This window comes from Bradyrhizobium sp. sBnM-33 (assembly GCF_032917945.1).
Taxonomy (GTDB): Bacteria; Pseudomonadota; Alphaproteobacteria; order Rhizobiales; family Xanthobacteraceae; genus Bradyrhizobium.
The window spans coordinates 5,483,496-5,509,583 of sequence record NZ_CP136624.1; the positions used below are offsets into that span (position 1 = coordinate 5,483,496).

Here is a 26,088-nt window from a genome sequence, read left to right on the forward strand (position 1 = left end):
CCAAGCAAGGCGGCATGGTCGCGCGAAGAGCTGATCCTTGCGCTCGATCTTACCTTCAGCGAAAGCCGACGGTGCCGGAAGACACGGACGACGAGGTGATCGCCCCTCAGTACGCTCCTACGCGCAAAGGCTAGCTGAACTTCAATTCCCTTTACCTTTGGTCAACGCAGCGAAACGCTTGCTGAGCGAGTATTTAGCTTCGTGAGGAAGATTCTCCACGATTGTTCGATCGGCATCCGTTGGCCTGATAAGCTTTACCGTACCTTCCTGATCGACAATTGCCGTTACCCAACTGTGGACAAACTTGCTCTCTCCCTCGTCATCCGAATACCGGTTTCTTTCGATGAACAATTCCAGTTTGATGAGTATGAGGAGACTGCAGCCGGATTTCTGAAGCACCTTCAGCAGAAAATCGGTCCGGCAGGTAACGGTATCGCCTTCCTCGGCCTTCGCGCTCCTTCCTTCGCCTTGATGCACGCCCCACGCTTCGGCTGTGTACGCAATCTCATTGCTCGGGTTGCGCCAAGTAGCCCACCAAGGATCACTGCTCACCAGACAGTACTCTTTGTTAAATGCCATCGTCAGCCGGTCGCGCTGAATGGCGGCGCGCGACCCATAGAGATCGTATTCGTCGAGCTTGGCATAGGCTTCGCGCCGGCTCATCCACTCTATGCAGGGCGCATTATCACGGTGCCGATAATTGTCATCTTCGTCCTCGTCCTCATTCTCGTATGCTTGGGCCGTCGGTAGGTACATGTGGAACTCCGGCGAAGTGCCGACCGCCACAGCAGCGCGATCGGCCTTGTCAGCCGGAACGAGCGCGGTTGAGATATCAACCCGAATATTATCTGGTGAACTCCAATTCCCGGAAGCAATAAAATCAGCGCTCAGCTTATGCTCCTCGCAAATTCCAGCAAGTTTCAAGAGTGTATCTTGGTCGTCGGTTGGACGCTTATCCTTATCGTCCTCTGCCATAAGTTCCTCGCGCGCCCGCGCGGGATAGCGATCCGTGCCATCAGAAAGCCATAACCCATCGCGTCGTGTAACCCGGTAATCTGAAAGGAAATCGTCCCATGAATCTTCATAGCTCTCGACGCGTGCAACCGGCCGTTCCAGAAACAATTCACCAGCGGTGAGCGCTAAGGCATGCCACGCGAGGTACATGCCGTAGCTGTGGAGCCGATCTTTCGTGCCCTCGCGATAGTCATCGCCTGGTTTCCGTCGGCCCGCGTAGTCGTACATGGACGTTGCAGTCGGCCATAACTTCCTGATCCAGCCTATGCAGCGGTCTCCAGTCTGCCACTGCGGTAGTCCGAACAGGCGCCCTAGGCCCGTCACCTTGTATTTCTCGAAGTCGTAGTCAAAATGAAAATGCGGCTGGGGCTCGGGAACATCTTTAGGGCGATGCCAGAGTTCGCCGGACACATACTGTGCCTTCTCCGGTTTTGGAAATTTGGACACATGCACCGATGCAATTCGCTTTAAGATCGCCTCGGCTCCGCTGTTCTTGCTTTTTCCAAGACAGGTTTTCAAAATCGTAAGCGCGACCTGGCGAATACCCACGTGCGGGAATGAGTCATCAAGCGCAATTGCTTCAAGCGGTCCAGCAAACTTTGCGACATCGTTGGGAAAATCAAGCGCGACGCGGGCGACCGCCAGAAGGAACCAGAACTTGGCGTGGAGAACCATGAACGGAATTGCCTGATCCTGAAACGCACCTGCGCCAGAGGTCCTCAATTTGCCAAAGAGTTTCGCGATGAGCGGCCAGCGACCGTTACGAGCACAAGCGCGAACCACATGAGACGCACGCCATCGTGACAACGCTTCAGGAGAGCCGAGGCAAAACCAGATCAGGCCCGCGACAACCCCTTCCGGGTCATCACCAGGATCAAGATCGGTTCGCCAGACTCCATCGCCAACTTCGTCGGCAAGGCGTCCTGTTGCGTCATCAAGCAATCGTTCAAGTGCCGCCGTCGGCACGGATGGATCGGCCGCCGTCGATGTAAGACTAGCTAAATTAAGCCACGTCGTAGCGGCGGCCTCCAGGTCGCGGGTGATAGCTTCGGTCACAAGATCAATGGCAAGATCGGTCCGGCTGGCACGGGTGAGTTCCGCGAGTTTGTTCAATTCCCAACTGAATCCCCAATCCGCGGACATCAATTGTTCTGCATGTGCGCTTACGAGACGTTTGGCGAGGCCATCGACTGAGGCAAGCGCACTCGGCGAATCGGCTTGCCATACCTCCTTCATGATTTTTAGTAGCTCGTTCTTCGAAAACAGTTCGAGATTGCGCGATAGCGCAACGGCCTCGATGTGCTTCTCGCGGTCAGCATAGGCAATACGCGGCCAAAGGGCTTTGAAGGCAACGACCTTCGCATCGAGCGCACGATCATGTTGCTCAAGCTTCTCGACTAGTGTTTCAAGTGCCGCCGCGTCGAGGGGATCGGTCGCGGCGATTGCCGCCTTGATCTCGGCTTGACTCTCATGCTGGCGGCGAACAGATGCCGCCACGTGTTCGGCATCTAGTGGTGTCGAACGCGAGTTTCTATCCACCCGTCGCCGTGCGTTGTCCTCGGCTTCGAGGCTGTCGAGACGCGGACTAAGCGCCGACATGATCTCTGGTTTCTTTAGCAGGACCTCACGGATTTCCGTCAAATAGCGAACATAGGAGCCCGTTGGAAACGCGCGCTCAAACTGGTTGAGCACCTCATGAAAGACTGCAACGTCGGTCGTTGCAGTGAGCAATGAATCAAATAGGTCGCGCCAACCCCAATCCCACATCCCGACAGGCTCAGTGAGGCCCAACAAAAGAACGCAATCTGCCGGAGGGAGCTTCCGATCGCGCACGAGGAACGAGAGCGCTGCTGGCAATGTAAGTTCAAGATCGACTTTGTCGCGATCATGCCAACGTGCGATTTGAGCGAGGTATTTTGTTCCCCAAATGCGCGAGAATGCTTTGCCTGTAAGAGGCCACGGAAATTTGTGCGAATCGTAGTTGTTCAATTCACAAATCTTGGCAAGGCGTAGCGCCGCTGCTGGATTGACCGGCCCACCCTGCACAGACGCCGCGAAGGCAAGGAGCTCATTCATAAAGGCATGATCGCCGGATCCGATAGCATCAAGCTCGGTTAAGCCGCGTTTGAACAGAAAATTCGCCTCGGTCTTGTTTGCTGGAAGGAGCGCCCGTGCAAGACGCGCGAACAAGCCAGCGCGCTGCTGCACTTCATCTTCAAGGCTAATGACTTTCAACGCTGCGGTGGCTGCGCGGCCAGCAAAAGCGTGGCATTCGGGGTATCCGGATAGTAGTTCCACAAACTGAATACGTGCGTGGGCGTATATATAGTCGGCTTTCTCAATACACTGCTCCAGCAACGCGGCCGTTTCAGAATCGAGAACGGCGATCGATGGGAGAAGGCACAGTGCGCAAGTGCTGTGGAGTTCATCAAGAAAGCGCTGATGCTTCTGTCGAGACCAAATACTCTCTTGGACGGCCTTCTGTTCGTCTCGCCAGGAAGCAAAGAAAGCGATCGTCGCGGCTTTCTTGTCAGCAGGTGTTTTTGCCCTCAGCAAGCTGACGACGCGGTGACCAAGCCGCAATACCGGCAGCACGCGGTCCCTGACGTTGTCGGAAACACGGTGCCTGTCTGATGACGATAGCTGCGATTTGCTCGCCGCAGCACCTTCGCGCTGAACTGCACGGCTTTCATAGGGCGGATCGGCTTTCAGCGCATCGTGAAGAAGCTTCTCTTGGGCCGCGAGGTCCTCAGGAACATCGACGCCTTCAACGACGCGCCACAACTGTGCAGGAAGGCAATCAAACAATGTAAGTTCGCGGTCGGATAACACTGCCTCAATGGAGGCGGCAAGGGTCCACGGCAAGACGTAGCTCGTTGGCCACGGGTCCGACAACCCCCAAAAATCGTAACGCCGTGGCGATGCTTGTTCGAGGATTGCCTTTGCCTCTGGACCTAAGTCGAGAACACAAGCGCGCAGGGCGCAACGCAGCAAAGACGCCCGGAACGAATCTTGGTCGCGGGGAACATAGGCTTGGGGATCGGTCGGCTTCTTTTGTCGCGCCGCGAGTTGGCGCAAGATAAGCGTAGCATCGACATCGCTGCTTACATAACTTAGGGCGGCCGAAAGAAGCGCTGGCGGCGCTTCTTTGCTTCGCGCGAACTGTTCCATCGTGGCGGACCACTCCGGAAGCTTCCCGAGGATGTTGGCCATGCTGAGAAGTGAGAGAAGCCGGCCAGCAAGCTTATAGCCAAAATCGGCGTTGAACTGCCCGACATACCGGGCCGCGACCGCTTGCCGAGCGTCTACCGTTAGATAGAATGGGATCGCGACGTGCTCGTCCTCGTCTGCGCGATGCTTGCGCATCATCGTGTCGTCGTCTTGATTGTAGGACCACCGTATCCACTCATCGGCGCGCACGGCATGGCCATAGGCGGTGCCAAGGTCGTGATCCAGCGTGTAAGCTATCGCAAGCCGTGAATGGCGCTCACCAACCCAACCGAGTTTCATCTCGAAGAGACGGCGAAGGGATTCAGGATCGGCAAGCCCAACAACGAGATCGGGATTGTTGGCGAGATACTGATCGCCGCGCTGATTGACAAGCGCTAGCGCAGACAGTTCGACCAAGAGATCCGTTGCGGCGTCGAAGTCTCTAACCTTGGCGGCCGCCCTTAGCGCCATTTTAACGCGAACAAGCCGGATTGCGCGTTTTGGTACTTCACTATCGAGTTCCGGCGGGAAGCGCGTGTCGAACGCTAGCCTTCGCAGATCATCGACGCGACCCATGGCCGAAAGCAGCGGCGGGAGGGCGCGGGCCGCATAGACTGATGTGCCTTGCGCGTCGGTTAGCCGAGCCACCACCGCATCTATCAAGCTAAGCTTGGACGCGTATTTGCGCTTTACCAGTGTTTCAGTTGGCTCATCGCGAAAGATTAAGCCGTGCTTGGTCCGTTCAAGTAGGGGTGCCAAGTCGGCAGCAAGGCTCGATGCTTCCTCTTTTGACAACCGGAACGCTAAAGCCATTTCATCAACGGGTACGGGAGGTGGTAAGACAGCCAGCGCGCAAAGGAAGCTATCGATTGCACCTGATTTCGCTCCCTTGGAATCAGCAAGCTTAATGGCGCGCTCTATCCTGTCCTCGATCAAGGAGTCGAGGGGCACTTTCTCCGTAGATTCTGTTTCACCGGCCAACGAGCGGTCTGGTTCGATTAAGTTGGCGAGAACGCGCGGATTGCCTTCAGACCGGCTGCGAAGCGCGGTTATTTGGGCTGGGGTCGCTTCGGGCCGTCGCGCGAGAACGAAGGCTGCAGTCTCCTGGGCCGTGAACGGCTCGATCTTAAATGTACTGCACTCGGCCGTCCCAATTGCCAGGTCTTGCCGTTCGGGCCGCGCTGTCGCAATCACGATCAGTCCGTCGATGGGGGCACGAAGGGTCAGGCTTTCGAGGAGCGCCTTCGGGAAGGACAGTTGGCTCCGCTTTTCAGCTTCATCTGCCGCATTGTCGGCTGCGTCCATAATGACAACAAGTCGCGCCGACGGCTTGGTCCTGCGCAACGCCAATAACGCTTGGCCAAACCGTTCGATCGCGCTGCGGATGACTTCGGTTGGTTCAGACGACCGAGGCAGAATTGGATCACACAGGCCGCGGCACGCCAATTCATTGACGATATGCATCAGCCCACGCTCGGGCCTATGGCGTTCGTCGATGGGCGATCGATATGCGCCGCCGCCGAAGCAATCGAACAACACGACTTCGTCGGTCGATCTGAGTTGCGCCGCCGCGCTTTGTACAAACACTGTTTTGCCGACACCGCCTTCAGCATGAATGAGCCAGCGGCCATTCGATCTCAGACCGCTTAGAAAGCTGGTGAGTTGGGTGCGCTCGACAACCTCGCCAACGGGTGGAAACGCATCGGGGGTAGGCAGAAGATCATCTTCCTCTTGATCAGGGATAAGGGCGGCCAGGACATCGACCTTAACAATGAGCTTATTTTTCTGCCCCTCGGCGCCATTCTTGTCGCGTATGAGCTTTCTTAAATCTCCAATGCGAGCGCGTACCATAATATCGTTCGATGCAGACCAATCGGCGATAATACGCTCTGTACCCCGCTCGACGGACGCCAACTTGTCCGAACCTCCGATTAGATCAACGCGTTCAAGAAAAGCGGTCAGTGGCTTGCCCTTGAATGGGAGCGCATTAAGAAGCTGCTTGTGCTGTGCCTTTGCGCCCTTACTCTGAGGTTTGCTGCCGGACCGCGCCGCCGTGAGGGCGTCGGCAAGATCATCTGAGATCGGGCGATTAGTGAAGAGCGTGTAGCGGAACTTTTCGCGCGTGGGCGCGGTGCCGTGCTTTCGGGAAAAGCCCGCATCAGCGGTCGCGAATTTCTTTATGGTTTTCTTCGCATCTGAAAACCGCATGGGAGTTTGGTCACGGGCAACGGAATACTTGAACTGGGTAACGTCGATACGACTGGCTTTTGCGAAGGTCGGCTGCTTGCCATAGTAAAATGTGGCGTCGGCGATCTCGATCGCTTCCGTCGGCGCGCCATCTTCGATGTCTTTCGACAAGCCTTCGACCGTGATGCCGCAGAGTCCTTCGCGCGAATAGATGAGTTCGAGAGACCGCCGTGCTAGCCACGCTTCATGAAATTGATGACCATCCTTTGACGCACCAATGGGATCAATACCGGAGCGCTTCGAACGCAACGGCTTCTTCTTCGCGGGTTTCTTTTTGGCGGATTTTGGCAAGACGTTCCCGAATGGTGTTGTGGCGCAAAATAGCGAAATTTGTGATTCGCTATCATAGAGCGAAATTCGGTCGCGCCACGTCCGGTTGTGCACCGAAGGCGCTGTTTTTCCTTTATAGATTTCTCATTGCTCGCAGCGTACCGGCCGTCCCCACTGCCGGCTAGGGCGAAGCAGCAGACTTGTCCCATGATACGAACTGCCGCGACTATAATCCCAGCGATGTGATGGTGGATACCAAGTCTGAAACTCTCAAGGCTCGCGCGCCCTGACCGGAGCTTTAGGTAGGCCGGGAGAGAATTTTGGCGCTGCGTTGCTACTGAAATTGCTACTGAACAGCCGGGTACGACTAGGGAAGGCAACGAAAAGAGAACGCTGAATACGTCAAAGTTACAAAACAAATCAATTCGATAAGGGGTTAGGAGGGTCTAGGCGGGACATCGGCAGTAGAATTTCAAGACCGGTGCCTTAAACCACTCGGCCACCCTTCCTTGCCTTTACGATCAAGCGCTTAGCCGATGCGAAGGTGAAAACACAAGAGAAGAAATTGGATTTGGCGCCCTAGCCGGGAAGGGGCGATGAAAACGGTGCCGTCCCGTCGGGCAAGATCGACAATCGCCCGATGGCATCAATCAATGCGCTCCGCAAATCGACCGGCCGGCACAAGCCACGGCCGTTGAAGTGCGGCGCAGGACACGCGGCATCTTCGAGACAGCGGTCGAGGGAGCGGCCGATGCCTCCGCTCCCGCAACTCTCGGTGCCGGGCTGATCCGCGGGGCGCCTTAGCGCGTGAACATCAAGAACAGCAGGTCACCTGCCCGCAGGTTACGAATGGGGCGGCATCAGCCGCAAAGCGGGCGCTTGTCAATTCTTGCCGGGATCGCGTCGTCTAGCCCCGTCGCGGCAATTGGTTCGTGTACTGCTTAACCGAAAGCAACGGCCAGCAGGCCGGAGCACAGCAGCACGAAGCTGGCCGTTGCCAGGGCAAGAAATCCATTGGAGACAATGTCGTGGTTGCGCATGAGACACCTACCACATCAGATGCTCGTTAAGCTTTCCGAATCCCTGATCGGACCTACCGAGCCATTCTCTCTGAAGCGCGGGCGGCTAGCGCCGCCGGCCCTTCAAACGTCACGCTCGGTAACGATAGCCTTCAAACGCATGGGCAAGGAAAATGCCTGCGCTCACTAGGCCCATCACCGCTGTTACTGTCTCGATCATCGCACAAATCCTTTGCGCCCCTGCAGCGCACAGAACGACTGCACCGTTGCACAGTCAAAAAGATTCACAGGCCAGAATCGCATATCGGTCGTGAGTGATGATTTGATGCAACAGATTGTCTGAAAGCGGCACAGGACGGCTACGACGAAGGGCGCACACACAGCGAATCGAAGCGTTGCCGCCATAGTTCGACGGGACGCAAAGCAACCATTCATTCACCACGCAAGACCAGACCCCATTTCCGCCGTGTTCCGGTTGCGATATCTTCACCACCTGATGCGGAGGTGGGGCGCATCGTGGGGTAAGGCCGCAATGCTTCGACAGGCAGTCGGCCGCTGAAAATGGTAGTTGGGGTGATGGGGATTCGACGGCCAACAACAATCGTTCTGGCGGTTCGTGGTACGGTTGCCGTGGCAACATGCCTTGTCCTCGCCAATTGCGCCTCATCAGACAAATTCGCCAGGCGGATCGATCCCAAATACGGTGTCTCCTCCAGCCCCCGCGTGGTGGCGTTTGGAGAGCCCGTGCCGAAGGGCGGGGGAACTTACCGTATCGGCAAGCCTTACACCGTCGCGGGTCGGGCCTACGTGCCGGAAGAGGATCCGAACTATCGCGCGGAGGGAATGGCCTCCTGGTATGGCGATGATTTCCACGGCCGGCTGACCGCCAATGGCGAGGTTTTCGATATGACGTCGCTGACGGCGGCCCATCCGACCCTGCCGATCCCGAGCTACGCCCGCGTCACCAATGTCCGCAACGGCAAGTCGCTGATCGTGCGCGTCAACGACCGCGGCCCTTACCACGGCAACCGCCTCATCGACGTCTCGAACAAGGCTGCGGAACTGCTCGATTTCAAAGCAAATGGCGTCGCTCGGGTGCGGGTTGAATATGTCGGCCGCGCCCCGCTTGAGGGTTCCGACGACCGCCAGCTCCTGGCGACGCTGCGGACCGGCGAGCCCGCGCCGTCCCCGGCCACGGTCCGGGTCGCTTCGGCCCGCCCGTTTGTTCCCGAGATGCCGTCGTCCGCGGGCCGAATCCGGGGCGAGGTGCCGATGCCGGAGGGACGCCCCTATAGCCTCGGCAATACCGCAGCGGACCATGCCTCGATCAACGCGACCTCGGAAATGTCGGCCTCCAGCCGCTCGCGCGGCCGTGCCGCGGAAAATCCGCGGGCCGTGTCCTACGAGAACGAGGCCAGCTATGTGGCGCCACGCCAGGCTTACCTGCCGGTCGATCCACGCGGTCCAAGCGAAGTGCTCAGCGGCCGCGGGCTGTACTAGCCTTTCAGGAACGCGATCAGGGCGCCGTTGACCTCATCAGGCCGCTCCTGCTGAATCCAGTGACCGGCCCCGTCGAGTATGAGCTTTTGCCGCAAGTTCGGCAGCACGCGCTCCATCTCCTTCACCAGCTTGGCGCCGATCAGCCCGGTGATGACACCATCCTTCGATCCCGCGATGAACAGCGATGGCTGGTGGATTTGCGCGCCTTGCCAGGGTGCGGTCAGTTCCCAATTGCGGTCGATGTTGCGATACCAATTCAGTCCGCCGCGAAAGCCGGACTCCTGATAGACAGCCGCGAAATAGGCGAGGTCGGCCTCGGTCAGCCAGCCCGGCAACGGCCGATTCGGATCGGCGCCAGCGAGAAATCCCTTGCCTTCCTGAACAAATTGGTGGGCCGCCGGATCAGAGAACCCGCGCCCGGCCAGCACGATTCGCATCGTCTCTGCGACATCGCGCTCGAATTCGGCCTCTGCCACACCCGGCGCCTGAAAATACTGCCAGTAGAAATTGGTGATGCCGTTATTTCGCAGGGTCTCCAGCGGCAGGCCGCGTCCGCGGGAGGGGGGCGGAACGCTGAGGCCCGCCACCTTGGTGAAGATATCGGGCCGGAACATCGCCGCGTGCCAGGCAACCGGCGCGCCCCAGTCATGACCGACAATGACGGCCTGCTTTTCGCCAAGTGCCGCCACCAGCGCAACCATGTCGCCGACATTGTGGAAGATGGTGTAGGCGCCGACGTCCGCCGGCGCGCTGGTCCGGCCGAACCCCCGCATGTCGGGGGCTACGACATGGAAACCGGCTTCCGCGATGGCTCCGACCTGGTGCCGCCAGGAGTAGGATAGCTCGGGCCAGCCATGGCAGAGCAGCACCAGCGGCCCCTGGCCCTGTTCGACAACAAAGAAGTCGAGCCCGTTGACGGAAAGAGTGCGTGAGGTTGGCATCGCGTTTCCGCCCTGTTTTTCGTATCTTGTCCGGAAATTGCAGCATCGCAACGATACGTTTCTTCGTTCGGCACCGCAATCCAATCGACACCGCCACAAGTCCAAAAACCTGTGTTGTTTGCGATACTTCCAACTGTTAGAACGCACGGATTCAGGACATCGCCGATGGCAGCAGAGACTTCCGTTTCCCGCGAATCCGACACGGCGGCCATCTTCCCGTGGCGCGGCCTGATGGCCGCCGTCTTCGCGCTCTCGGTCGGCTGGGGCGGCATCGTGTATGCCGCCAACAACAGCGTGCAGGGCGCACCGAAGAAGGACGACGGCGGCTTCGATGGCGATGCGCCGACCGCGATCCTGGTCGAGGCTTCCAGCGGTAGCGTGCTGTTCGAGAAGAACGCCGACGAATTGCGGGCGCCGTCCAGCATGATGAAGCTGATGACGGTCGAGGTGGTGTTCGATGCCATCAAGCAGGGCAAGGTCAAACCGACAGACGAATATCGGATCAGCGAGAACGCCTGGCGCAAGGGTGGCGCGCCGGCCGGCGGCTCGACCATGTTTGCCATTCTCAACAGCAAGGTGTCGGTGGACGACCTGCTGAAGGGCGCGATCATCCAGAGCGGCAACGATTCCTGCATTGCGCTTGCCGAAGGCATGGCCGGCAACGAGCGGATTTTTGCCGCCGATTTCATGACCAAACGGGCGCGCGAACTCGGCCTGACGAGATCGACCTTCGGAAACTCCAGCGGGCTGCCGGACCCTGCCAACAAGATGACGGTTCGTGAACTGGCCAAACTCGCCCGCCACCTGATCCTGACCTATCCGGACATGTACAAATTGTTCGGCGAGCGAGAATTCACCTGGAACAAGATCCGGCAGCAGAACCGCAATCCGCTGCTGAACACGCTGAATGGCGCTGATGGGTTGAAGACCGGCCACACCAAGGAGGGCGGCTACGGCATGGTCGGCTCGGCTGTGCAGAACGACACGAGGCTGATTGTCGTGATCAACGGACTAGATGATCCCGACGATCGTGCCTCAGAGGCCAAGAAGATGCTGGAATGGGGTTTTCGCAATTTCGAGACGCGCACGCTGTTCGCGGCCAACCAGCAGGTCGGCTACGCCAAGGTATTTGGCGGCGAAAGCCGCTCGGTGAAGCTTGCCAGCCCCGAGCCGATCAAGGTGATGGTGCCGAAGAACGGCAACGAGAAACTGATCGCACGCATTGTCTACAACGGCCCGGTTCGTGCGCCGATCCAATCCGGCCAAAAGGTCGGCGTCGTCAAGGTGTGGCGGGGCCAAAACATCGCCGTGGAGGCGCCGGTCTATGCGGCTGAAGCGGTCGGCACCGGTTCGACCGTGCGTCGCGCCATCGACGGGGTCAGCGAGCTCGTCATCGGCGTGTTCCGCGCGAGCGCAGAGAAGCTCTGAGCATGACCCAGGCAACGCTGCACCGGCCCTCCGGACGCGGGAAGTTCATTACGTTTGAAGGCGGCGAGGGCTCGGGCAAGTCCACGCAGATCAAGAAGCTCGCCGAGCGCCTTACGGCGGCAAAGCTGCGCGTGATTGTCACCCGCGAGCCCGGCGGCTCGCCGGGCGCCGAAATCATGCGGCATCTCGTGCTGTCGGGAATGGGCAAGCTGCTGGGACCGGACGCGGAGACATTGCTGTTCGCCGCCGCCCGCGACGATCACGTTCGCACCGTCATCCAGCCCGCGCTCAGCCAGGGAACATGGGTGCTGTGCGACCGCTTCTCGGATTCGACCCGCGCCTACCAGGGCAGCCTGGGTCAGGTCTCTCCGATCGTGCTCAACGCCATGCAGCGCGTCACCATCGGTGATCTGAAGCCGGACCTCACCATCATTCTGGACATCCCGGTTGAAGTTGGTTTGCAGCGCGCGGCCGCTCGCCGCGGCAGCGGCGTACCTGACCGCTTTGAGTCAGAAAACCTGCAATTCCATCAGGACCTGCGCAACGCCTACAAGCAAATCGCCGCCGAAGACCCGCAGCGCTGTGTGCTGATCGACGCCAATGCCGATGCCGACACGGTTGCTGCCCGCGTCTGGACGGCGTTGCGCGAGCGCGTGTTCGCAATCCCGAGCCCGGCGGGGACAACATGAGCGCGCGCAAGGTCGAGCAGGAGACGGCGGTCAGGCATCCCCGCGAAACGGCCGATTTGTTCGGCCACCGCGAGGCGGAGACGGCGTTGCTGAATGCCTATCGCAGCGGCCGCATTCCGCATGCGTGGCTGATCGGAGGCCCGCAGGGCATCGGCAAGGCGACACTGGCCTATCGTATGGCCCGCTTCGTGCTTGCCAATCCCAATCCATTGCTGTCCTCGGTTCAGCGCGCCGAGACGCTGGCACTCGATCCGGGTGATCCCGTTGCGCGTCAGATCACCGCCGGCGCGCATGGCGGGCTGTTGGTGCTGGAACGCGGCCTCAACGATCGCGGCGTGATGCGGACCGTCATCACCGTCGATGAGACGCGGGAGACGATTTCGTTTTTCGGCTCGACCGCGGCGGTCGACGGCTGGCGCGTATGTATTGTCGATACCGTCGACGAGCTGAATCCAAACGCCGCGAACGCGCTGCTCAAGATCCTCGAGGAGCCGCCGCACCGATCGCTGTTTTTGCTTGTCAGCCATTCGCCGGCGCGCGCCCTGCCGACGATCCTGTCCCGCTGCCGCAAGCTGCCGCTGCGGCCGCTTGCGACCGACGACGTCATTCGTGCGGCAGCGCGGGCCACCGACATCGCACCCGATGATCCCGCACTGTCGGAAGCTGCCGATGCCTCGGAGGGAAGCGTGTCCCGCGCACTGACGCTGCTCGGCGGCGACGCGCTGAAGCTGCAACAGCGGACCGCGGCGCTGCTGGCGACCCTGCCGCAGGTCGACCCGCGTGAGCTGCATGCGCTTGGCGATGCGCTGGGCACCAGCGACCGGGTGGCGCTGGCTGCCTTCATCGACGGCATCGATCGCTGGATCGGCGAAAAGCTGCGCGTCGACGACGCCAACGCGAATCTACCCCGCCTTGCACGGCTGGCGGAGGTATGGGAAAAGATCGTCTGCGCCGCGCGCGACACCGAAGCATACAATCTGGAGCGAAAACCGCTGGTTTTCTCGGTGTTCGGGATGCTCGCGGACGCGACGCGGTAACCCTCCGCCAGATATCAATCCCGACAGTCTATGAGCAATAAAGGAATTCGTGGTGGCGACGGCTGCAAAGAAAGCTTCGAAAAAGAAGGCGAAGAAGGCTCGCAAATCGCCGCCCGTCAGCGCCAGCAAGAAGGCGGCGGCGAAAAAGCGTGCAGCCAGGAAAAGTGCGACCAAGAGCAAGCGCGTCGTGAAGGAGCGCGGCAAGGCTTCGAAAAAGGCCGCAAAGAAGGCTTCGAAGAAAACGGCGAAGAAGTCGACCAAAACAGTCGCCAAGAAAGCCGCCAAGAAACCGGCGAAGAAATCCGTTACCAAAACTCCGTCGAAAAAACGCGCGGTAACGCCACAGGAAGCGAGCCCTGCCGTTCAAGCGGCGCCGGTCGCAGAAATTTCGAAGCCCGCCGCGCCACGCGGGAAGCCGGCTCCCGCCGCCAAGCCGGCAGCGGCTGTCGAACGCAACACCTATTTCATCACGACCGCGATCGCCTATCCGAACGGCCTTCCGCATATCGGCCACGCCTACGAGGCAATTGCGACCGATGCGCTCGCGCGGTTTCAGCGGCTCAACGGCAAGGACGTCTTTTTCCTCACCGGTACCGACGAGCACGGCCTGAAGATGGTGCAAACCGCTGAAGCCGAAGGACTGGGTGTTGCTGAACTGGCAGCGCGCAATGCCGGCCGGTTCAAGGAGATGGACGAGCGCCTGAACGTCTCGTTCGACCGCTTCATCCGCACCACGGAGCCTGACCATCATCGTTCGGTTCAGGTGGTCTGGGATCGGATGCAGCAGAATGGCGATATCTATATCGATACCTATGCAGGCTGGTATTCGGTTCGCGACGAAGCCTATTACGCCGAGGAGGAAACCGTCCTCGGCGAGGACAATGTGCGGCGTGGCCCGCAAGGCTCGCCGGTCGAATGGGTCGAGGAGAAGAGCTACTTCTTCAGACTGTCCGCCTATCAAGACCGCTTGCTGCAGCTCTACGAGAGCCAGCCGGATTTCATCGGTCCGGATTCACGTCGCAACGAAGTCATCAGTTTCGTAAAGAGCGGCCTGAAGGATCTGTCGATTTCGCGCACGACGTTCGACTGGGGCGTCAAGGTGCCGAACGATCCCGAACACGTGATGTATGTCTGGGTCGATGCGCTGACCAACTATATCACCGGCGTCGGCTTTCCCGACGAGAGCGATCCGAACTGGCGCTACTGGCCGGCGGATGTGCATATCATCGGCAAGGATATCATCCGCTTCCACGCGGTGTACTGGCCGGCATTCCTGATGTCGGCCGGCATTCCCGTGCAGAAGCGGGTTTACGCGCACGGCTTCCTGTTCAGCAGGGGCGAGAAGATGTCAAAGTCGGTCGGCAATGTCGTCGATCCCTTTAATCTGGCCGATCAGTATGGCGTCGACCAAATGCGCTATTTCTTCCTGCGCGAGGTGCCGTTCGGACAGGACGGCAACTACAGCCATGAAGCCATCGTCGCGCGCATCAACGCCGACCTTGCCAACGATCTCGGCAATCTGGCGCAGCGCTCGCTGTCGATGATCGCCAAGCAGCTTGGCGGCGTGCTGCCGGAGCCCAGCGAATTCACCGACAACGACAAGGCAATACTGGCGCAGGCCGACAGCATGCTGGAAACCTCGCGCACCGCGATGGCGACGCAACAGATCCATCAATGGCTGAACGCGGTGTGGGCCGTGGTGGCGGAGGCCAACCGCTATTTCGCTGGCGAGGCGCCCTGGGCGCTGGCCAAGACCGATCCTGACAGGCAGAAAACCGTCCTGTACGTGACGGCGGAGGTGGTGCGCCAGGTCGCGATTCTGACCCAGCCGGTGATGCCGGATGCGTCGGCCAAGCTGCTGGATAGCCTCGGCATTCCCAACGAGAAACAAGCGCGCGATTTCGCGGCGCTCGCCACGCGGATCAAGCCGGGAACGACATTGCCACCGCCGGTCGGCGTATTTCCGCGCTACATCGAACCAAAGGCAGATTAGGCCGTTTGCAAGCCATGCTCGTCGACAGCCATTGCCATCTCGACTTCCCGGATTTTGCCGATGATCTCGACGCCATCGTTGCGCGTGCCGAGGCCGCGGGGATCGGCCGCATCATCACGATTTCGACCCGGGTGAAGCGGCTCGGCGGACTGCTCGCCGTCGCCGAGCGGTTCCCCAACGTCTATTGCTCGGTCGGCACCCATCCGCATCAGGCCGATGAGGAAGATGGCATTCCCACAAGCGAGCTGATCGAGCTAACCAAGCACCCGAAGGTCGTGGCGCTCGGTGAGGCGGGGCTGGATTATTTCTACCAGCACGGTTCGCGAGAGGCGCAGGAGCGCGGCTTTCGCGCGCATATCGCGGCCGCGCGCGCCACGGGCCTGCCGCTAGTGATCCATACCCGCGACGCCGACGAGGACTGCGGCCGCATCCTCGAAGACGAGGTGGCAAAGGGACCGTTCCGGGCGGTGCTCCATTGCTACACCGGTGGCCGCGAACTCGCGATGAAGGCGATTGCGTTGGGTCTGTCGATCTCGTTCACGGGCATTTTGACGTTCAAGAAATCCGAGGCATTGCGCGAGCTTGCGGCCGAACTGCCCGCTGATCGCATCATGGTCGAAACCGACTCGCCTTATCTGGCGCCCGGCAAGTTTCGCGGCAAGCGCAACGAGCCGGCTTACGTGGTCGAAGTCGCCAAAGTGCTGGCGGAAACGCGCGGCGTCTCGCTGCAAGAGATTTCCCGGCAGACGACCGAAAACTTCTTCCGCCTGTTCTCCAAAGTCCCCGCGCCGAAAGTCGCGGCATGACGCTGACGCTGACGATCCTCGGCTGCGGCTCCTCCGCCGGTGTGCCCCGCCCGGCGCTCGGCTGGGGCGCCTGCGATCCCAACAATCCGAAGAATCGACGCCGCCGTTGCTCGCTGCTGGTCGAGCGCACGGGTGCGCACGGCACCACGCGGATCCTGATCGACACCTCACCTGACCTGCGCGAGCAGTTGATCGACGCCGAAGTCGATCACATCGACGCGGTGTTTTTGACCCATGAGCACGCCGACCAGACCCATGGCATCGACGACCTGCGCTCGGTCGTGCTGCACCAGCGCCGCCGCATTCCCGTCTACTTCAACCAGTCGACCGCCAAAGACATCATGGCGCGGTTCTCCTATTGCTTCATCTCGCCGGAAGGCAGCGATTATCCGCCGATCCTGACGCGCCATTCGATCGAAGCGGGCGAGAGCCACACCACCGAGGGGAGGGGCGGGCCGCTGAAACTCTCTGCGTTCCTGGTTCAGCACGGCAAGATTCCCGCGCTTGGGTTCCGCATCGGGGCCGCCGCCTACACGCCCGATCTCCACGACATTCCCGAGGAGAGCTGGCCGGCGCTCGAAAACCTCGACCTCTGGATCGTTGACGGGCTGCGCTACGCCGGGCATCCCAGCCATTTCAGCGTCAACGACGCGCTGTCGTGGATCGAGCGCTTCAAGCCGAAGCAGGCCGTCATGACCAACATGCATTCCGACCTCGACTACGAGGTATTACGCCAGAGCCTGCCGCCTGGCGTGATCCCCGCCTATGATGGCTTGCGGCTGACGCTGAACAGCGCAGGCTGAGCCTGCGGCGCAAGTCTGATCGCCGGACGCGGAGGAACGTCGATGATTGGCCTGTTCTTTGAAGTCCAGACAAGGCCCGGGCACCGCGATCAATATCTCGATCTTGCAGCCTCGCTAAAGCCTGAGCTTGAGGCGATGGGTGGCTGCCTCTTCATCGATCGCTTCAGGAGTTTGACACGGGAAGACCTGCTGCTGTCGTATCAGATATGGCAGGACGAGGGGACCCTGACGGCGTGGCGGGCCCATGCTCACCATCACGATGTTCAGGCAATCGGCCGCGAGAAGATATTTTCGGACTATCGCATCCGGGTCGCCCAAGTGATCCACGAAGCAAAGCCCGGGCAGCCGATCTGGCAACCCGAGCGGCGCACGCCCTACAACGATCCCGCAAGGCGCAAGCCGACTTATGTGCTGGCGGCTGAATCGAAAAATGCCACGCTACCGGCAGCGACCGAATGGCGCCGTGACGCTTTCGCAAGCGTCTATCGTGAGGGGCACTTCGCGCACCTGATCGATCTACCAAACGATCAAGCCGGCATCGAATTCGGCGCCAGGCTGTTTGCTGATCCGACAACCGAGTATTTCCGCGTTTTCGAGGTCATGCGCGATTACGGCATGTTCGAACGCACTGAGGTGCCGCAATACTACCCGCCTGCAAAACGAGTATAAGAAGGAGCGTGAATGACACTCAGTCGCCGAGCGAAGTCCTTATGTCGTGGCCGTTGATGGCATAGAGCTCAAGCAGTCGATCGAAGGTGATGCCGCTCTGCTGCTCAACGGCAAGAGGATGGGAAGTGCGCTCCAACAACACGCGCGGTCGCTGTCGTCCACTCACTGGATGAACCTGACATTTGAGGTTCAGCGTATCGGGATAGCCTTCAAGCCGATTGGAGAACCACCCGAACCATGGACCGAGTTCGTCGCATTCGCCGTTATCGAATGCCGTAATGTAGCGCGCAAAGTTCTCGCGTGACAGCGTCGCCCACACACCGAAGCCGAATTGTTGCCCGCCGCTGCCCCGGATCGGCAGTTCGAGCACCGCACGCACAAAGAAATGCTGCCCCTCCAGCACACAGAAATCTTCAGAAAGGAAGTCGCCACTGAGATCAAGAGCGCTGTTGGGCGCCTTGTCCTCACTACCTGGCCATTGTGCGGGTTTGCCGCACGCCAGGTCAATCAAGCCATAATGCGTTTCGCCGCAGATACTACAGGACCACGGACTATCCCATAGACGACGCCAGCGCGGGTCGTTGGCCAAATCCTGCATCGGTCTCACGCCCTGTTGGCCCGCATCACGCCGATATCGCCTTCGCCGACTCCACCTGGTTGCGCAGCATGAATTTTTGAATTTTGCCGGTGGACGTTTTCGGGATGGGGCCGAACACCACTGCCTTGGGCGTCTTGAAGCCGGACATGTGGCTGCGGCAAAAAGCTATGATCTCGGCCTCCGTCGCCTTGGCGCCTTCCTTCAGCTCGACGAAAGCGCAGGGCACTTCGCCCCATTTGGGATCGGGCTTTGCGACCACGGCCGCGAACAGCACGGCCGGGTGCTTGTAGAGGACGTCCTCGACCTCGACGGAAGAGATATTCTCGCCGCCGGAGATGATGATGTCCTTGGAGCGGTCCTTGATGATGACGTAACCGTGCTCGTCGAGCACACCGAGATCGCCGGTGTGAAACCAGCCGCCGGCGAAGGCTTCCTGCGTCGCCTTCTCGTTTTTCAGATAGCCCTTCATCACGATATTGCCGCGGAACATCACCTCGCCGATGGTTTCGCCATCGCGCGGCACCTCCTGCATGGTCTTGGGGTCGAGCACGGTGACGGCTTCTTCCAGCGGGTAGGGCACGCCCTGCCGGCGCTTGAGCTGCGCGCGCTGGTCAGGAGGCAGTTCGTCCCAGCCCGGCTGCTCGGCGCAGACGGAAGCGGGGCCGTAGACCTCGGTCAGGCCATAGACGTGCGTCAGCTTGATGCCGATGCTTTCGGCTCCTTCCAGCACGGCGACCGGCGGCGCTGCACCCGCGATCAAACCGACCACGCGGCGCGCCTTGTCGCCCTTGGGCGCACCGGGCGCGTTGATCAGCGTGTTGTAGACGATCGGCGCACCGCACATGTGGGTGACGCCGTGCTTCGGGATCAGCTCAAAGATTTTTGCCGGATCGACCTTGCGCAGGCAGACATTGGTGCCGGCCGAGGCCGCAACAGTCCACGGGAAGCACCAGCCGTTGCAGTGGAACATCGGCAGGGTCCACAGGTACACCGGATGCTGGCCGAGGGTGCCCGCCAGGATGTTGCTGATGGCGTTGAGGTAGGCGCCACGGTGATGGGTCACGACGCCTTTCGGATTGCCCGTGGTGCCCGAGGTATAGCTGAGCGCAATCGCGTCCCATTCGTCGGCGGGCAACCTGGCGACGAAGCCCGGATCGCCGGCCGCGACCGCCGCCTCGTATTCGATCTCACCAATCCGTTTGCCGCCTGCAAACGCCGCGTCGTCGACATCGACGACGAAAGGCTTTGGCCCCTTCATCAGCGTCATCGCTTCCGCAATCACGCCGGCGAATTCTGGATCGACCAGGATGATCTTCGCGCCGCCATGGTCGAGCTGGAAAGCGATTGAGGGTGCGTCGAGCCGGATGTTCAGCGCGTTCAGGACGGCACCGGCCATCGGCACGGCGAAATGCACCTCGTTCATGGCGGGTACGTTGGGCAGCATCGCCGCGACCGTGTCGCCGACACCAATACCCCGCCCAGCGAGCCAGGACGCAAAGCGCCGGCAGCGCTCGTAGGTCTCAGCCCAGGTAAAGCTGCGGCCCTCGTAGACTGTGCTGACGTGATCGGGATAAACAGCGGCGCTGCGGGCAAGGAAGCTCAGCGGCGTCAGCGGTACGTAATTCGCCGGCGTCTTGTCCAATCCGATCGAATACTGGTTGTGGGCTGCGCTCATTGGCTGTGTCCCATCTACAAAAATTTGACTTACAGGAACCCGATGGAAATCCACGGGAAGATCGCCACGATAATCAGGCCGACCATCAGCGCCAACAGGTAGCCCCAGATCGGCCGGATACCCTCGGCCGGATCGACGCGCCCGATGGCGCAAGCTGCATAATAGCCTACTCCGAAGGGCGGCGCGAATAGCCCGATACCCATAGCGAGAATAACGATCATCGCATAATGGACCTCGTGTACGCCGACCGCCCGCGCGATCGGAAACAACAACGGCCCGAATAGTACGATCGCCGGAATGCCCTCGAGCACGCTGCCCAGGATCACGAAGGCCACGATCGAGACCGCGATGAACGTTGCCGAGCCACCGGGCAGGCCGGTCATGGCGGCCGCCAACGTCCGCGAAAAGCCGGACTGTGTGAGGCCCCAGGCCATGCCGGTAGCGCAGCCGATGATCAGCAAGATCGCGCCCGACAGGCACGCGGTCTCAACCAACATTGGCACGATCCGCCGCCAGTCGAAATTGCGGTAGATCAAGAGACCGTAAATCAGGTAGCCGACAATAAAGGCATAGACGATGCCGATGGTGGAAACCTCGGTTGCGGTCGCAATGCCCTCGACCACGGCGTAACGGATCACGAACGGCAGCGCGATGGCGGGCAGGGCGATGGCAAACGCGCGGACGATCTCGGTGACACTCGCCCGCGTGACGTGCCGCAGATCCTCGTTCCGGTAACGCCACCACACCAGTGCCGACAGCGTGATCGCCAGCACCAGGCCCGGCAGGAGGCCGCCGGTGAACAGCGCCGCGATCGATACTCCCGTGACCGAGCCGATGGTGATCAGCACCAGGCTCGGCGGAATGGTCTCGGTCTGCGCGCCGGTCGCGGAGAGGAGGGCGACCAGATCGCCCGGCTTGGCACCCCGCGCCTTCATTTCCGGGAACAGCACCGGCGCCACGGCAGCCATATCGGCGGCCTTGGAGCCCGAGATGCCCGATACCAGGTACATCGCCCCGACCAGCACGTAATGCAGCCCGCCGCGGACATGGCCGAGCAGGCTTGCCAGGAACGCCACCATCGCACGCGCCATGCCTGTCATTTCGATCAGCAGGCCCAGGAACACGAACAGCGGTACCGACAGGAGGATGAGGTGGCTCATGCCTTCGTCCATGCGGCCGACCAGCACCATCAGCGGCGTGCCCGTGGTCAGTGCCAGATAACCATAGGTCGCCAAGCCAAAGCCGAACGCGATCGGTACACCGGCGAAGACGCAGAAGCCGGCCACGCCGACAAAGAAGATGATCAGATTGAGGTTGCCGAGCGGCTTGAGCGAGCCCCTGAGCAGCCAGAATATCCCGATGACGAGTGCGACCGACAGGATCGCGCCCAGCACCATGCGAACGTTGCCGACGCGGGCCAGACGCAGGAGAGCAAACAGCGCCATCAGCGCAATCCCGACCGGTAGCGCCGCGGCACGCCAGCTATTGAGGATCTGCAACGCCGGCGTGGTGATGTAGCTTTCCTCGTAGGCGTATTCATAGGCCGGCCAGGCAATCAGGATCAGGAACGCCAGGGCGGCTGCTGTCGCCACCAGATCGAGATAGGCACGCATCGCGGGCTTCGCGTTAGCGACTACCGCCGTCATCCGCATATGCTCGGCGCGGCGGAACGCAACCGCGGCGCCGAGCATGGCGAGCCACAGGAACAGGATTGAGGCCAGCTCGTCAGACCAGATCAGCGGCCGATGCAGCGCGTAGCGCGCCACCACGCCGGCAAACAGGATGATGATTTCGGCGACGACCAGCAGCGCTGCGGGAAGCTCGACCAGCATTCCCAGGGCTTGTTCGATCGAAGCCAGCAACGAACGGCGGCGAGGGGGCTGAGCCACCTCACCGCCAACCATTTCACTCAGTTCGGCATGAGCCACGACGGCCCCTCACATGCGCTTAGGACAGCTTGCCCACGGATTTCTCGAGCAGCTCCCAGGCCTGGTCGCCGTATTTACCTTTCCATTCCGCGTAGAAGCCGGCCGAGCGCAGCTTGTCGCGGAACGGCGTCACGTTGGGCTGGTTGAAGGTCAAACCCTTGCCGGCCAATTCCTGCTGCAGCCCGGCATTCAGCTTGGCGACGTCCTCGCGCTCTTTGATGGCCGCCGCATTGATGTTCTTGGCGACGATTGTCCTGATATCCTCAGGCAGCTTTTCCCAGGCGCGGCGGTTCGCCAGGAACCAGAATCCGTCCCACATGTGGTTCGTCAGCGAACAGAACTTCTGCACTTCGAATAGTTTTGCCGTCGAAATGATCGCCAGCGGATTTTCCTGGCCCTCGACGATCTTGGTCTGCAGCGCCGAATAGACTTCGCTGAAATTGATGGAGGCGGGCGCTGCATCGAACGCCTTGAACATGGAGGTCCAGAGCGGTGACACCGGCACCCGGATCTTGAAGCCCTTGAGGTCATCCGGGCCGTTGATCGGCTTGGTCGAGGATGTGGTCTGGCGGAAACCGTTGTCCCAGATCTTGTCCATCACCACGAGGTTCGCCTTGGTGATCTCGCCGCGGATATGGGCGCCCAGGCCCCCGTCCATGGCCTTCCAGACCGTATCGTAATCCGGGAATGCGAAGCCGATGCCGCTGATGGACGCCGCCGGCACCAGCGTCGCCAGAATCAATCCCGACAGCGTGAAAAACTCGACCCCGCCGGACCTGATCTGGCTCAGCATATCGGTATCGGAACCGAGTTGGTTGTTCGGGAAAATCTGCAGGTCGAACCGGCCATTGGTCTCGGCCTTGATCGCCGCCGCCATTTCCTTGGCGCGAGCGTTCATCGGATGGCCGTCCGGAAGATTGTTGGCGTATTTGTAGGTAAATTCGGCGGTCTGGGCCCGCGCCACCAACGGCGCGCCAATGCCGCCCAAAACCGCTGACGCAGCGGATGCCCTAAGAAGCGTGCGTCGTGAAAAGCTCATCTCATTCTCCCTTGAGAGTTATTGTTCTTGAGGTCCGAGACACGGACCTGCGGTCCACGGGATCATCAGCGATCGCCGCATTCGCGCGCTTATTGCAGCGTCAGCAAGTGTCGGCAATAGGAATGGCCGGGAGGCAGCAGATCAGGAATGTCATGGCGCCCAAGGCGGCCGTTTTGGTCTCAGAGCTGACTGAATTTGCCAGCATATCCGGCTAAATATTTGATCTAATTGTAGATATAGATATTCCATAATATACCTTATGCGAATTCGGGGTGTTTGGCCGTCAGCAGCCAGTGTTCACCAATCTGCATTGGAGCCCCGCTGATTTCATCGCTGGTACGAACCCCCGCTTCCCACCCACAATGCGGCTCCAGGCGAAACACAAAGCCCCGAGGCCGGTTGGTTCAAGCCGGCCGCAACGGAGGTTCATCATGCAGGAACGTGTCAGTCGTCCGACCGAATCTCGCGCCATTCCATTCGACACCGCCAAGCTCGATTCCCTTATGGAGGCGGCTGGACTCGATATCCTGGTCGCCACCTCCAAGCACAACGTTCAGTACCTGCTCGACGCCGAGCGGGCGATTTTCTTCGACTACATGGACGCGCTCGGCATCAGCCGTTACTTGCCCGTCCTGATCTACCCGAAGGGCGCGCCCGACAAAGCGGCCTATATCGGGCACCGGCTGGAAACGCACCAGCGGGCCGTGGCGCCGCTGTGGGTTCCGCAGGTCCGCACCGAGGGCAACGGTTCGGTGGACGCCATTTCGCTCGGGGCGGGCCTGATCAAGGAGGCGGCTGTGCCGATGAAGCGGGTCGGCGTGGAGATGCCATTCCTGCCGATGGACGCCGGCAGGGCCCTTTCGGACGCCCTGCCCGGTAGCGAGATCAAGGATGCGCTGCTGGTGCTGGAGCGGTTGCGCGCCGTGAAATCGCCGGCAGAGTTGGCCAAGCTGAAGAAGGCCTCGGAATTGGTGATCGAATCCATGGACGAGGTGATCGCTAGCCACGGCCCGGGTACTACCAAGCAGCAGCTTTTCGACGCGTTGAGGATCGCAGAGGTCAAACGCGGATTGACTTTCGAGTATTGCCTGCTGGCCTGCGGCGCCAGCCATAACCGGGCGCCTTCCGCAGACCGCTGGCAAACCGGGGACGTGCTGTCGCTGGATTCCGGCGGCAACTATCACGGCTATATTGGCGACCTCGCGCGGATGGCCGTGCTGGGCGAACCGGACAGCGAATTGAAGGACCTGCTGGCGGAAATCGAAGCCATCCAGCGGGCGGCATTCGCCGCAGTTCGGCCGGGCGCGATGGGCGGCGATATCTATGCTGCGGCGGAAAAGCGGCTCGCGCAGTCGAGCCAGCGCGACTGCACCGACTTCCTGGCGCACGGCATGGGGCTAGTAAGCCACGAGGCCCCTCGCCTGACGGCCAAAGGCCCCATTCCCTATGATGACGCGGACGCGCGCCGGCCCTTGGAGACCGGCATGGTGGTGTCGATCGAGACGACGATGAAACATCCGCGCCGCGGCTTCATCAAGCTCGAAGACACGGTCGCAGTGACGGCAACAGGCTACGAGATCTTCGGCGAAGGCAGCCGCGGCTGGAATGTCGGCGGCAGCGCGGTGGCGCGGTGAGGCCATTCGTGTGCCTCTTGAGATCAACAAAGGCCCGGACTTCACGCCAGCGCAGTGGACTGTCGCGGGCGTGAGATTCTTCGTTTCAGCGATGCTTTGCGGCTCACCCCTTTTCCACGTCTCCGCCTGCGTCCAACCAGCCTTTGAAGCCGCCGAGATTGCGTACGTTGTCGTAGCCCATATCCTTCAGCGTCTTTCCGACCAGCGCGGAACGCCCGCCGGATGCGCAGTAAGCAACAACCATCTTGGTCCGGTCGAAGGCCGTATCGTGCAGCGCTGAGGCAGGATCCGCCCGGAATTCCACGAGGCCGCGCGGTACGGCGACGGCACCCGGAATTTTTCCCGAGGCAGTGACTTCCGCCGGCTCCCGAACATCGAGGAAAAGCACATCGGTCCTTCCCAGCAATCCCTTAGCTTCATCGGGACTGATGCGCGGGACTTCCGCATCGGCTTCGGCGAGCATCGTTTGTACAGTTTTCATTGGGCCTTCTCCATATGTGGGCTCGCCAGCGCGGCGGTGTTCTAAATCTAAGCTCCCGCAAGGCACGCAATGCTCGCAGGTTGCAAGGGGCTAATAGCCCATCCCATTTTAATTTCGATCATGCAATCGAAGGATGCTGCGCTATATTTTTGGGTGTGGCAATCCCACTGCTTGTCGCAGCAAATTCCACCCCTTTGCTGACGCCAGCACACCGCGAAAATCCTCATCTTTTGCAGCAGCTTGGTTGGTGGCCCGTTCGCACATCCAAACTGTTCGCGCTATTTCCCCCTGAACTTCGGCTTGCGTCGCTCCAGAAACGCTGCGACGGCCTTCCTTGTGATCCTCGGTCATGCTCGCCAGCGCGAATTGGTCGACGTCCATGTGGCTGGCGAGATCATCGAGCGCGTGCGCAAGGCGATTGATCGTTAGCTTGGTCATGGCGACGGATAGCGGCGGCTGCGCGGCGATTTTGGCGGCGAGCACCATCGCGGCATCGAAGGCCTTGCCGGGATCGGCCACCTCCTCCACCAGACGCCATTCGTAAGCCTCGGCAGCGGTGATGCGCTGATCAGCCAGGATCACCGCCTGCTTGGTGCGCGCCGGTCCCATCAAATGCAGCATGCGTGGCACGCTCTGCCAGCTCATGTTCATGCCGAGCCCGATCTCCGGCACGCGCATATGGGCGTCGCGGGCCATCACCCGGAAGTCCAGCGCCACTGCGAGCGCCACGCCGCCGCCGACGCAAAAGCCCTCGATGGCGCCGATCGTGATCTGCTCCATATCCTGCCAGGCCCGGGTCAGCCGCGGCCCGAGCTTTAAGTGCCGGCGCAAGGCGCCGAGATCCATGGTCTTGCGCGAGCGGCCTTCGGGGTCCTTCAGGTCAAAACCGGCGCTGAAGGATTTGGCGCCGCCCGTGAGCACCACGACCGAGGTGTCGCCATCATCCTCAAAACTGCGGGCGGCGTCGGTGAGCTGGCGCAGCGCTTCCGGCGACAGCGCATTGATGCCGTCGCCGCGGTCGAAGCGCACGACAGCGATACGGTCGTCCGGCCCGAGGCCTTTTTCAATCGTCACAAATCCGGTCAATCCATCGCTCCCTGTCCGTCA

Annotated in this window: 16 protein-coding genes and 1 pseudogene; 9 read left to right on the forward strand and 8 right to left on the reverse strand. The window is 60.6% G+C overall.

The window, feature by feature from the left end; all coding sequences use genetic code 11:
- Nucleotides 1-141: 141 nt before the first annotated feature.
- Nucleotides 142-6,762, reverse strand: coding sequence for a hypothetical protein (locus RX328_RS25630; protein WP_213253131.1), 6,621 nt, complete (start codon nucleotides 6,760-6,762; stop codon nucleotides 142-144).
- 1,574 nt (nucleotides 6,763-8,336) lie between these two features.
- Here RX328_RS25630 and RX328_RS25635 point away from each other — a divergent pair.
- On the forward strand, nucleotides 8,337-9,260 hold the full coding sequence (locus RX328_RS25635; protein WP_213253130.1) for a septal ring lytic transglycosylase RlpA family protein: 924 nt from the start codon (nucleotides 8,337-8,339) through the stop codon (nucleotides 9,258-9,260).
- Here RX328_RS25635 and RX328_RS25640 read toward each other — a convergent pair.
- The gene (locus RX328_RS25640; RefSeq protein ID WP_213253129.1) at nucleotides 9,257-10,201 is read right to left on the reverse strand and encodes an alpha/beta fold hydrolase; all 945 of its coding nucleotides are present in this window, start codon (nucleotides 10,199-10,201) and stop codon (nucleotides 9,257-9,259) included. The genes RX328_RS25635 and RX328_RS25640 overlap by 4 nt on opposite strands.
- Nucleotides 10,202-10,432: 231 nt before the next feature.
- Here RX328_RS25640 and RX328_RS25645 point away from each other — a divergent pair, with 231 nt between their 5' ends.
- From RX328_RS25645 to RX328_RS25675, 7 genes are read left to right on the forward strand one after another with little or no spacing between them, the layout of a single operon-like run.
- The gene (locus RX328_RS25645; RefSeq protein ID WP_249726675.1) at nucleotides 10,433-11,629 is read left to right on the forward strand and encodes a D-alanyl-D-alanine carboxypeptidase family protein; all 1,197 of its coding nucleotides are present in this window, start codon (nucleotides 10,433-10,435) and stop codon (nucleotides 11,627-11,629) included.
- 2 nt (nucleotides 11,630-11,631) lie between these two features.
- Nucleotides 11,632-12,318 carry a dTMP kinase gene (tmk, locus tag RX328_RS25650; protein ID WP_213253127.1) on the forward strand — a complete coding sequence of 229 codons (687 nt, stop codon included), beginning with the start codon at nucleotides 11,632-11,634 and terminating at the stop codon, nucleotides 12,316-12,318.
- On the forward strand, nucleotides 12,315-13,355 hold the full coding sequence (locus tag RX328_RS25655; RefSeq protein ID WP_213253126.1) for a DNA polymerase III subunit delta': 1,041 nt from the start codon (nucleotides 12,315-12,317) through the stop codon (nucleotides 13,353-13,355). The genes tmk and RX328_RS25655 overlap by 4 nt, the downstream gene beginning before the upstream one ends.
- Before the next feature lie 52 nt (nucleotides 13,356-13,407).
- Nucleotides 13,408-15,348, forward strand: a complete 1,941-nt coding sequence (gene metG, locus RX328_RS25660) for a methionine--tRNA ligase (RefSeq protein WP_213253125.1) — start codon at nucleotides 13,408-13,410, stop codon at nucleotides 15,346-15,348.
- 14 nt (nucleotides 15,349-15,362) lie between these two features.
- On the forward strand, nucleotides 15,363-16,154 hold the full coding sequence (locus RX328_RS25665; RefSeq protein WP_213253124.1) for a TatD family hydrolase: 792 nt from the start codon (nucleotides 15,363-15,365) through the stop codon (nucleotides 16,152-16,154).
- Nucleotides 16,151-16,957: an MBL fold metallo-hydrolase gene (locus RX328_RS25670; RefSeq protein WP_213253123.1), complete on the forward strand. Its 807-nt coding sequence runs from the start codon at nucleotides 16,151-16,153 to the stop codon at nucleotides 16,955-16,957. The genes RX328_RS25665 and RX328_RS25670 overlap by 4 nt, the downstream gene beginning before the upstream one ends.
- A 42-nt stretch (nucleotides 16,958-16,999) precedes the next feature.
- Nucleotides 17,000-17,626 carry an antibiotic biosynthesis monooxygenase family protein gene (locus RX328_RS25675; protein ID WP_213253122.1) on the forward strand — a complete coding sequence of 209 codons (627 nt, stop codon included), beginning with the start codon at nucleotides 17,000-17,002 and terminating at the stop codon, nucleotides 17,624-17,626.
- A 19-nt stretch (nucleotides 17,627-17,645) separates the two neighbouring features.
- Here RX328_RS25675 and RX328_RS25680 read toward each other — a convergent pair whose 3' ends face one another.
- The 4 genes from RX328_RS25680 to RX328_RS25695 are packed head-to-tail and all read right to left on the reverse strand — an operon-like array spanning nucleotide 17,646 to nucleotide 22,866.
- Complete coding sequence (locus RX328_RS25680) at nucleotides 17,646-18,224, reverse strand: DUF2199 domain-containing protein (protein WP_213253121.1); 579 nt, start codon at nucleotides 18,222-18,224, stop codon at nucleotides 17,646-17,648.
- Nucleotides 18,225-18,249: 25 nt separating this feature from the next.
- Nucleotides 18,250-19,899 (reverse strand): acyl-CoA synthetase, encoded by a 1,650-nt coding sequence (locus RX328_RS25685; protein WP_213253120.1) that lies wholly within the window; start codon nucleotides 19,897-19,899, stop codon nucleotides 18,250-18,252.
- 29 nt (nucleotides 19,900-19,928) lie between these two features.
- Nucleotides 19,929-21,827: a TRAP transporter large permease subunit gene (locus RX328_RS25690; protein ID WP_213253119.1), complete on the reverse strand. Its 1,899-nt coding sequence runs from the start codon at nucleotides 21,825-21,827 to the stop codon at nucleotides 19,929-19,931.
- 19 nt (nucleotides 21,828-21,846) lie between these two features.
- On the reverse strand, nucleotides 21,847-22,866 hold the full coding sequence (locus RX328_RS25695; RefSeq protein WP_213253118.1) for a TRAP transporter substrate-binding protein: 1,020 nt from the start codon (nucleotides 22,864-22,866) through the stop codon (nucleotides 21,847-21,849).
- 431 nt (nucleotides 22,867-23,297) lie between these two features.
- Here RX328_RS25695 and RX328_RS25700 point away from each other — a divergent pair, with 431 nt between their 5' ends.
- Complete coding sequence (locus RX328_RS25700; protein ID WP_213253117.1) at nucleotides 23,298-24,500, forward strand: M24 family metallopeptidase; 1,203 nt, start codon at nucleotides 23,298-23,300, stop codon at nucleotides 24,498-24,500.
- A 103-nt stretch (nucleotides 24,501-24,603) separates the two neighbouring features.
- Here the strand turns inward: RX328_RS25700 and RX328_RS25705 are convergent, their stop codons facing one another.
- On the reverse strand, nucleotides 24,604-24,981 hold the full coding sequence (locus tag RX328_RS25705) for a rhodanese-like domain-containing protein (protein ID WP_213253116.1): 378 nt from the start codon (nucleotides 24,979-24,981) through the stop codon (nucleotides 24,604-24,606).
- Between the two features lie 278 nt (nucleotides 24,982-25,259).
- Nucleotides 25,260-26,067: pseudogene (locus RX328_RS25710) on the reverse strand (enoyl-CoA hydratase/isomerase family protein).
- Nucleotides 26,068-26,088: the final 21 nt, after the last annotated feature.

Bases quoted from the DNA above. Each gene is read 5' to 3' on its own strand.
- RX328_RS25635 (WP_213253130.1), top strand. From the start codon at position 8,337: ATGGGGATTCGACGGCCAACAACAATCGTTCTGGCGGTTCGTGGTACG.
- RX328_RS25640 (WP_213253129.1), bottom strand. From the start codon at position 10,201: ATGCCAACCTCACGCACTCTTTCCGTCAACGGGCTCGACTTCTTTGTT.
- RX328_RS25645 (WP_249726675.1), top strand. From the start codon at position 10,433: ATGGCCGCCGTCTTCGCGCTCTCGGTCGGCTGGGGCGGCATCGTGTAT.
- tmk (WP_213253127.1), top strand. From the start codon at position 11,632: ATGACCCAGGCAACGCTGCACCGGCCCTCCGGACGCGGGAAGTTCATT.
- RX328_RS25655 (WP_213253126.1), top strand. From the start codon at position 12,315: ATGAGCGCGCGCAAGGTCGAGCAGGAGACGGCGGTCAGGCATCCCCGC.
- RX328_RS25665 (WP_213253124.1), top strand. From the start codon at position 15,363: ATGCTCGTCGACAGCCATTGCCATCTCGACTTCCCGGATTTTGCCGAT.
- RX328_RS25670 (WP_213253123.1), top strand. From the start codon at position 16,151: ATGACGCTGACGCTGACGATCCTCGGCTGCGGCTCCTCCGCCGGTGTG.
- RX328_RS25675 (WP_213253122.1), top strand. From the start codon at position 17,000: ATGATTGGCCTGTTCTTTGAAGTCCAGACAAGGCCCGGGCACCGCGAT.
- RX328_RS25680 (WP_213253121.1), bottom strand. From the start codon at position 18,224: ATGCAGGATTTGGCCAACGACCCGCGCTGGCGTCGTCTATGGGATAGT.
- RX328_RS25685 (WP_213253120.1), bottom strand. From the start codon at position 19,899: ATGAGCGCAGCCCACAACCAGTATTCGATCGGATTGGACAAGACGCCG.
- RX328_RS25695 (WP_213253118.1), bottom strand. From the start codon at position 22,866: ATGAGCTTTTCACGACGCACGCTTCTTAGGGCATCCGCTGCGTCAGCG.
- RX328_RS25700 (WP_213253117.1), top strand. From the start codon at position 23,298: ATGCAGGAACGTGTCAGTCGTCCGACCGAATCTCGCGCCATTCCATTC.
- RX328_RS25705 (WP_213253116.1), bottom strand. From the start codon at position 24,981: ATGAAAACTGTACAAACGATGCTCGCCGAAGCCGATGCGGAAGTCCCG.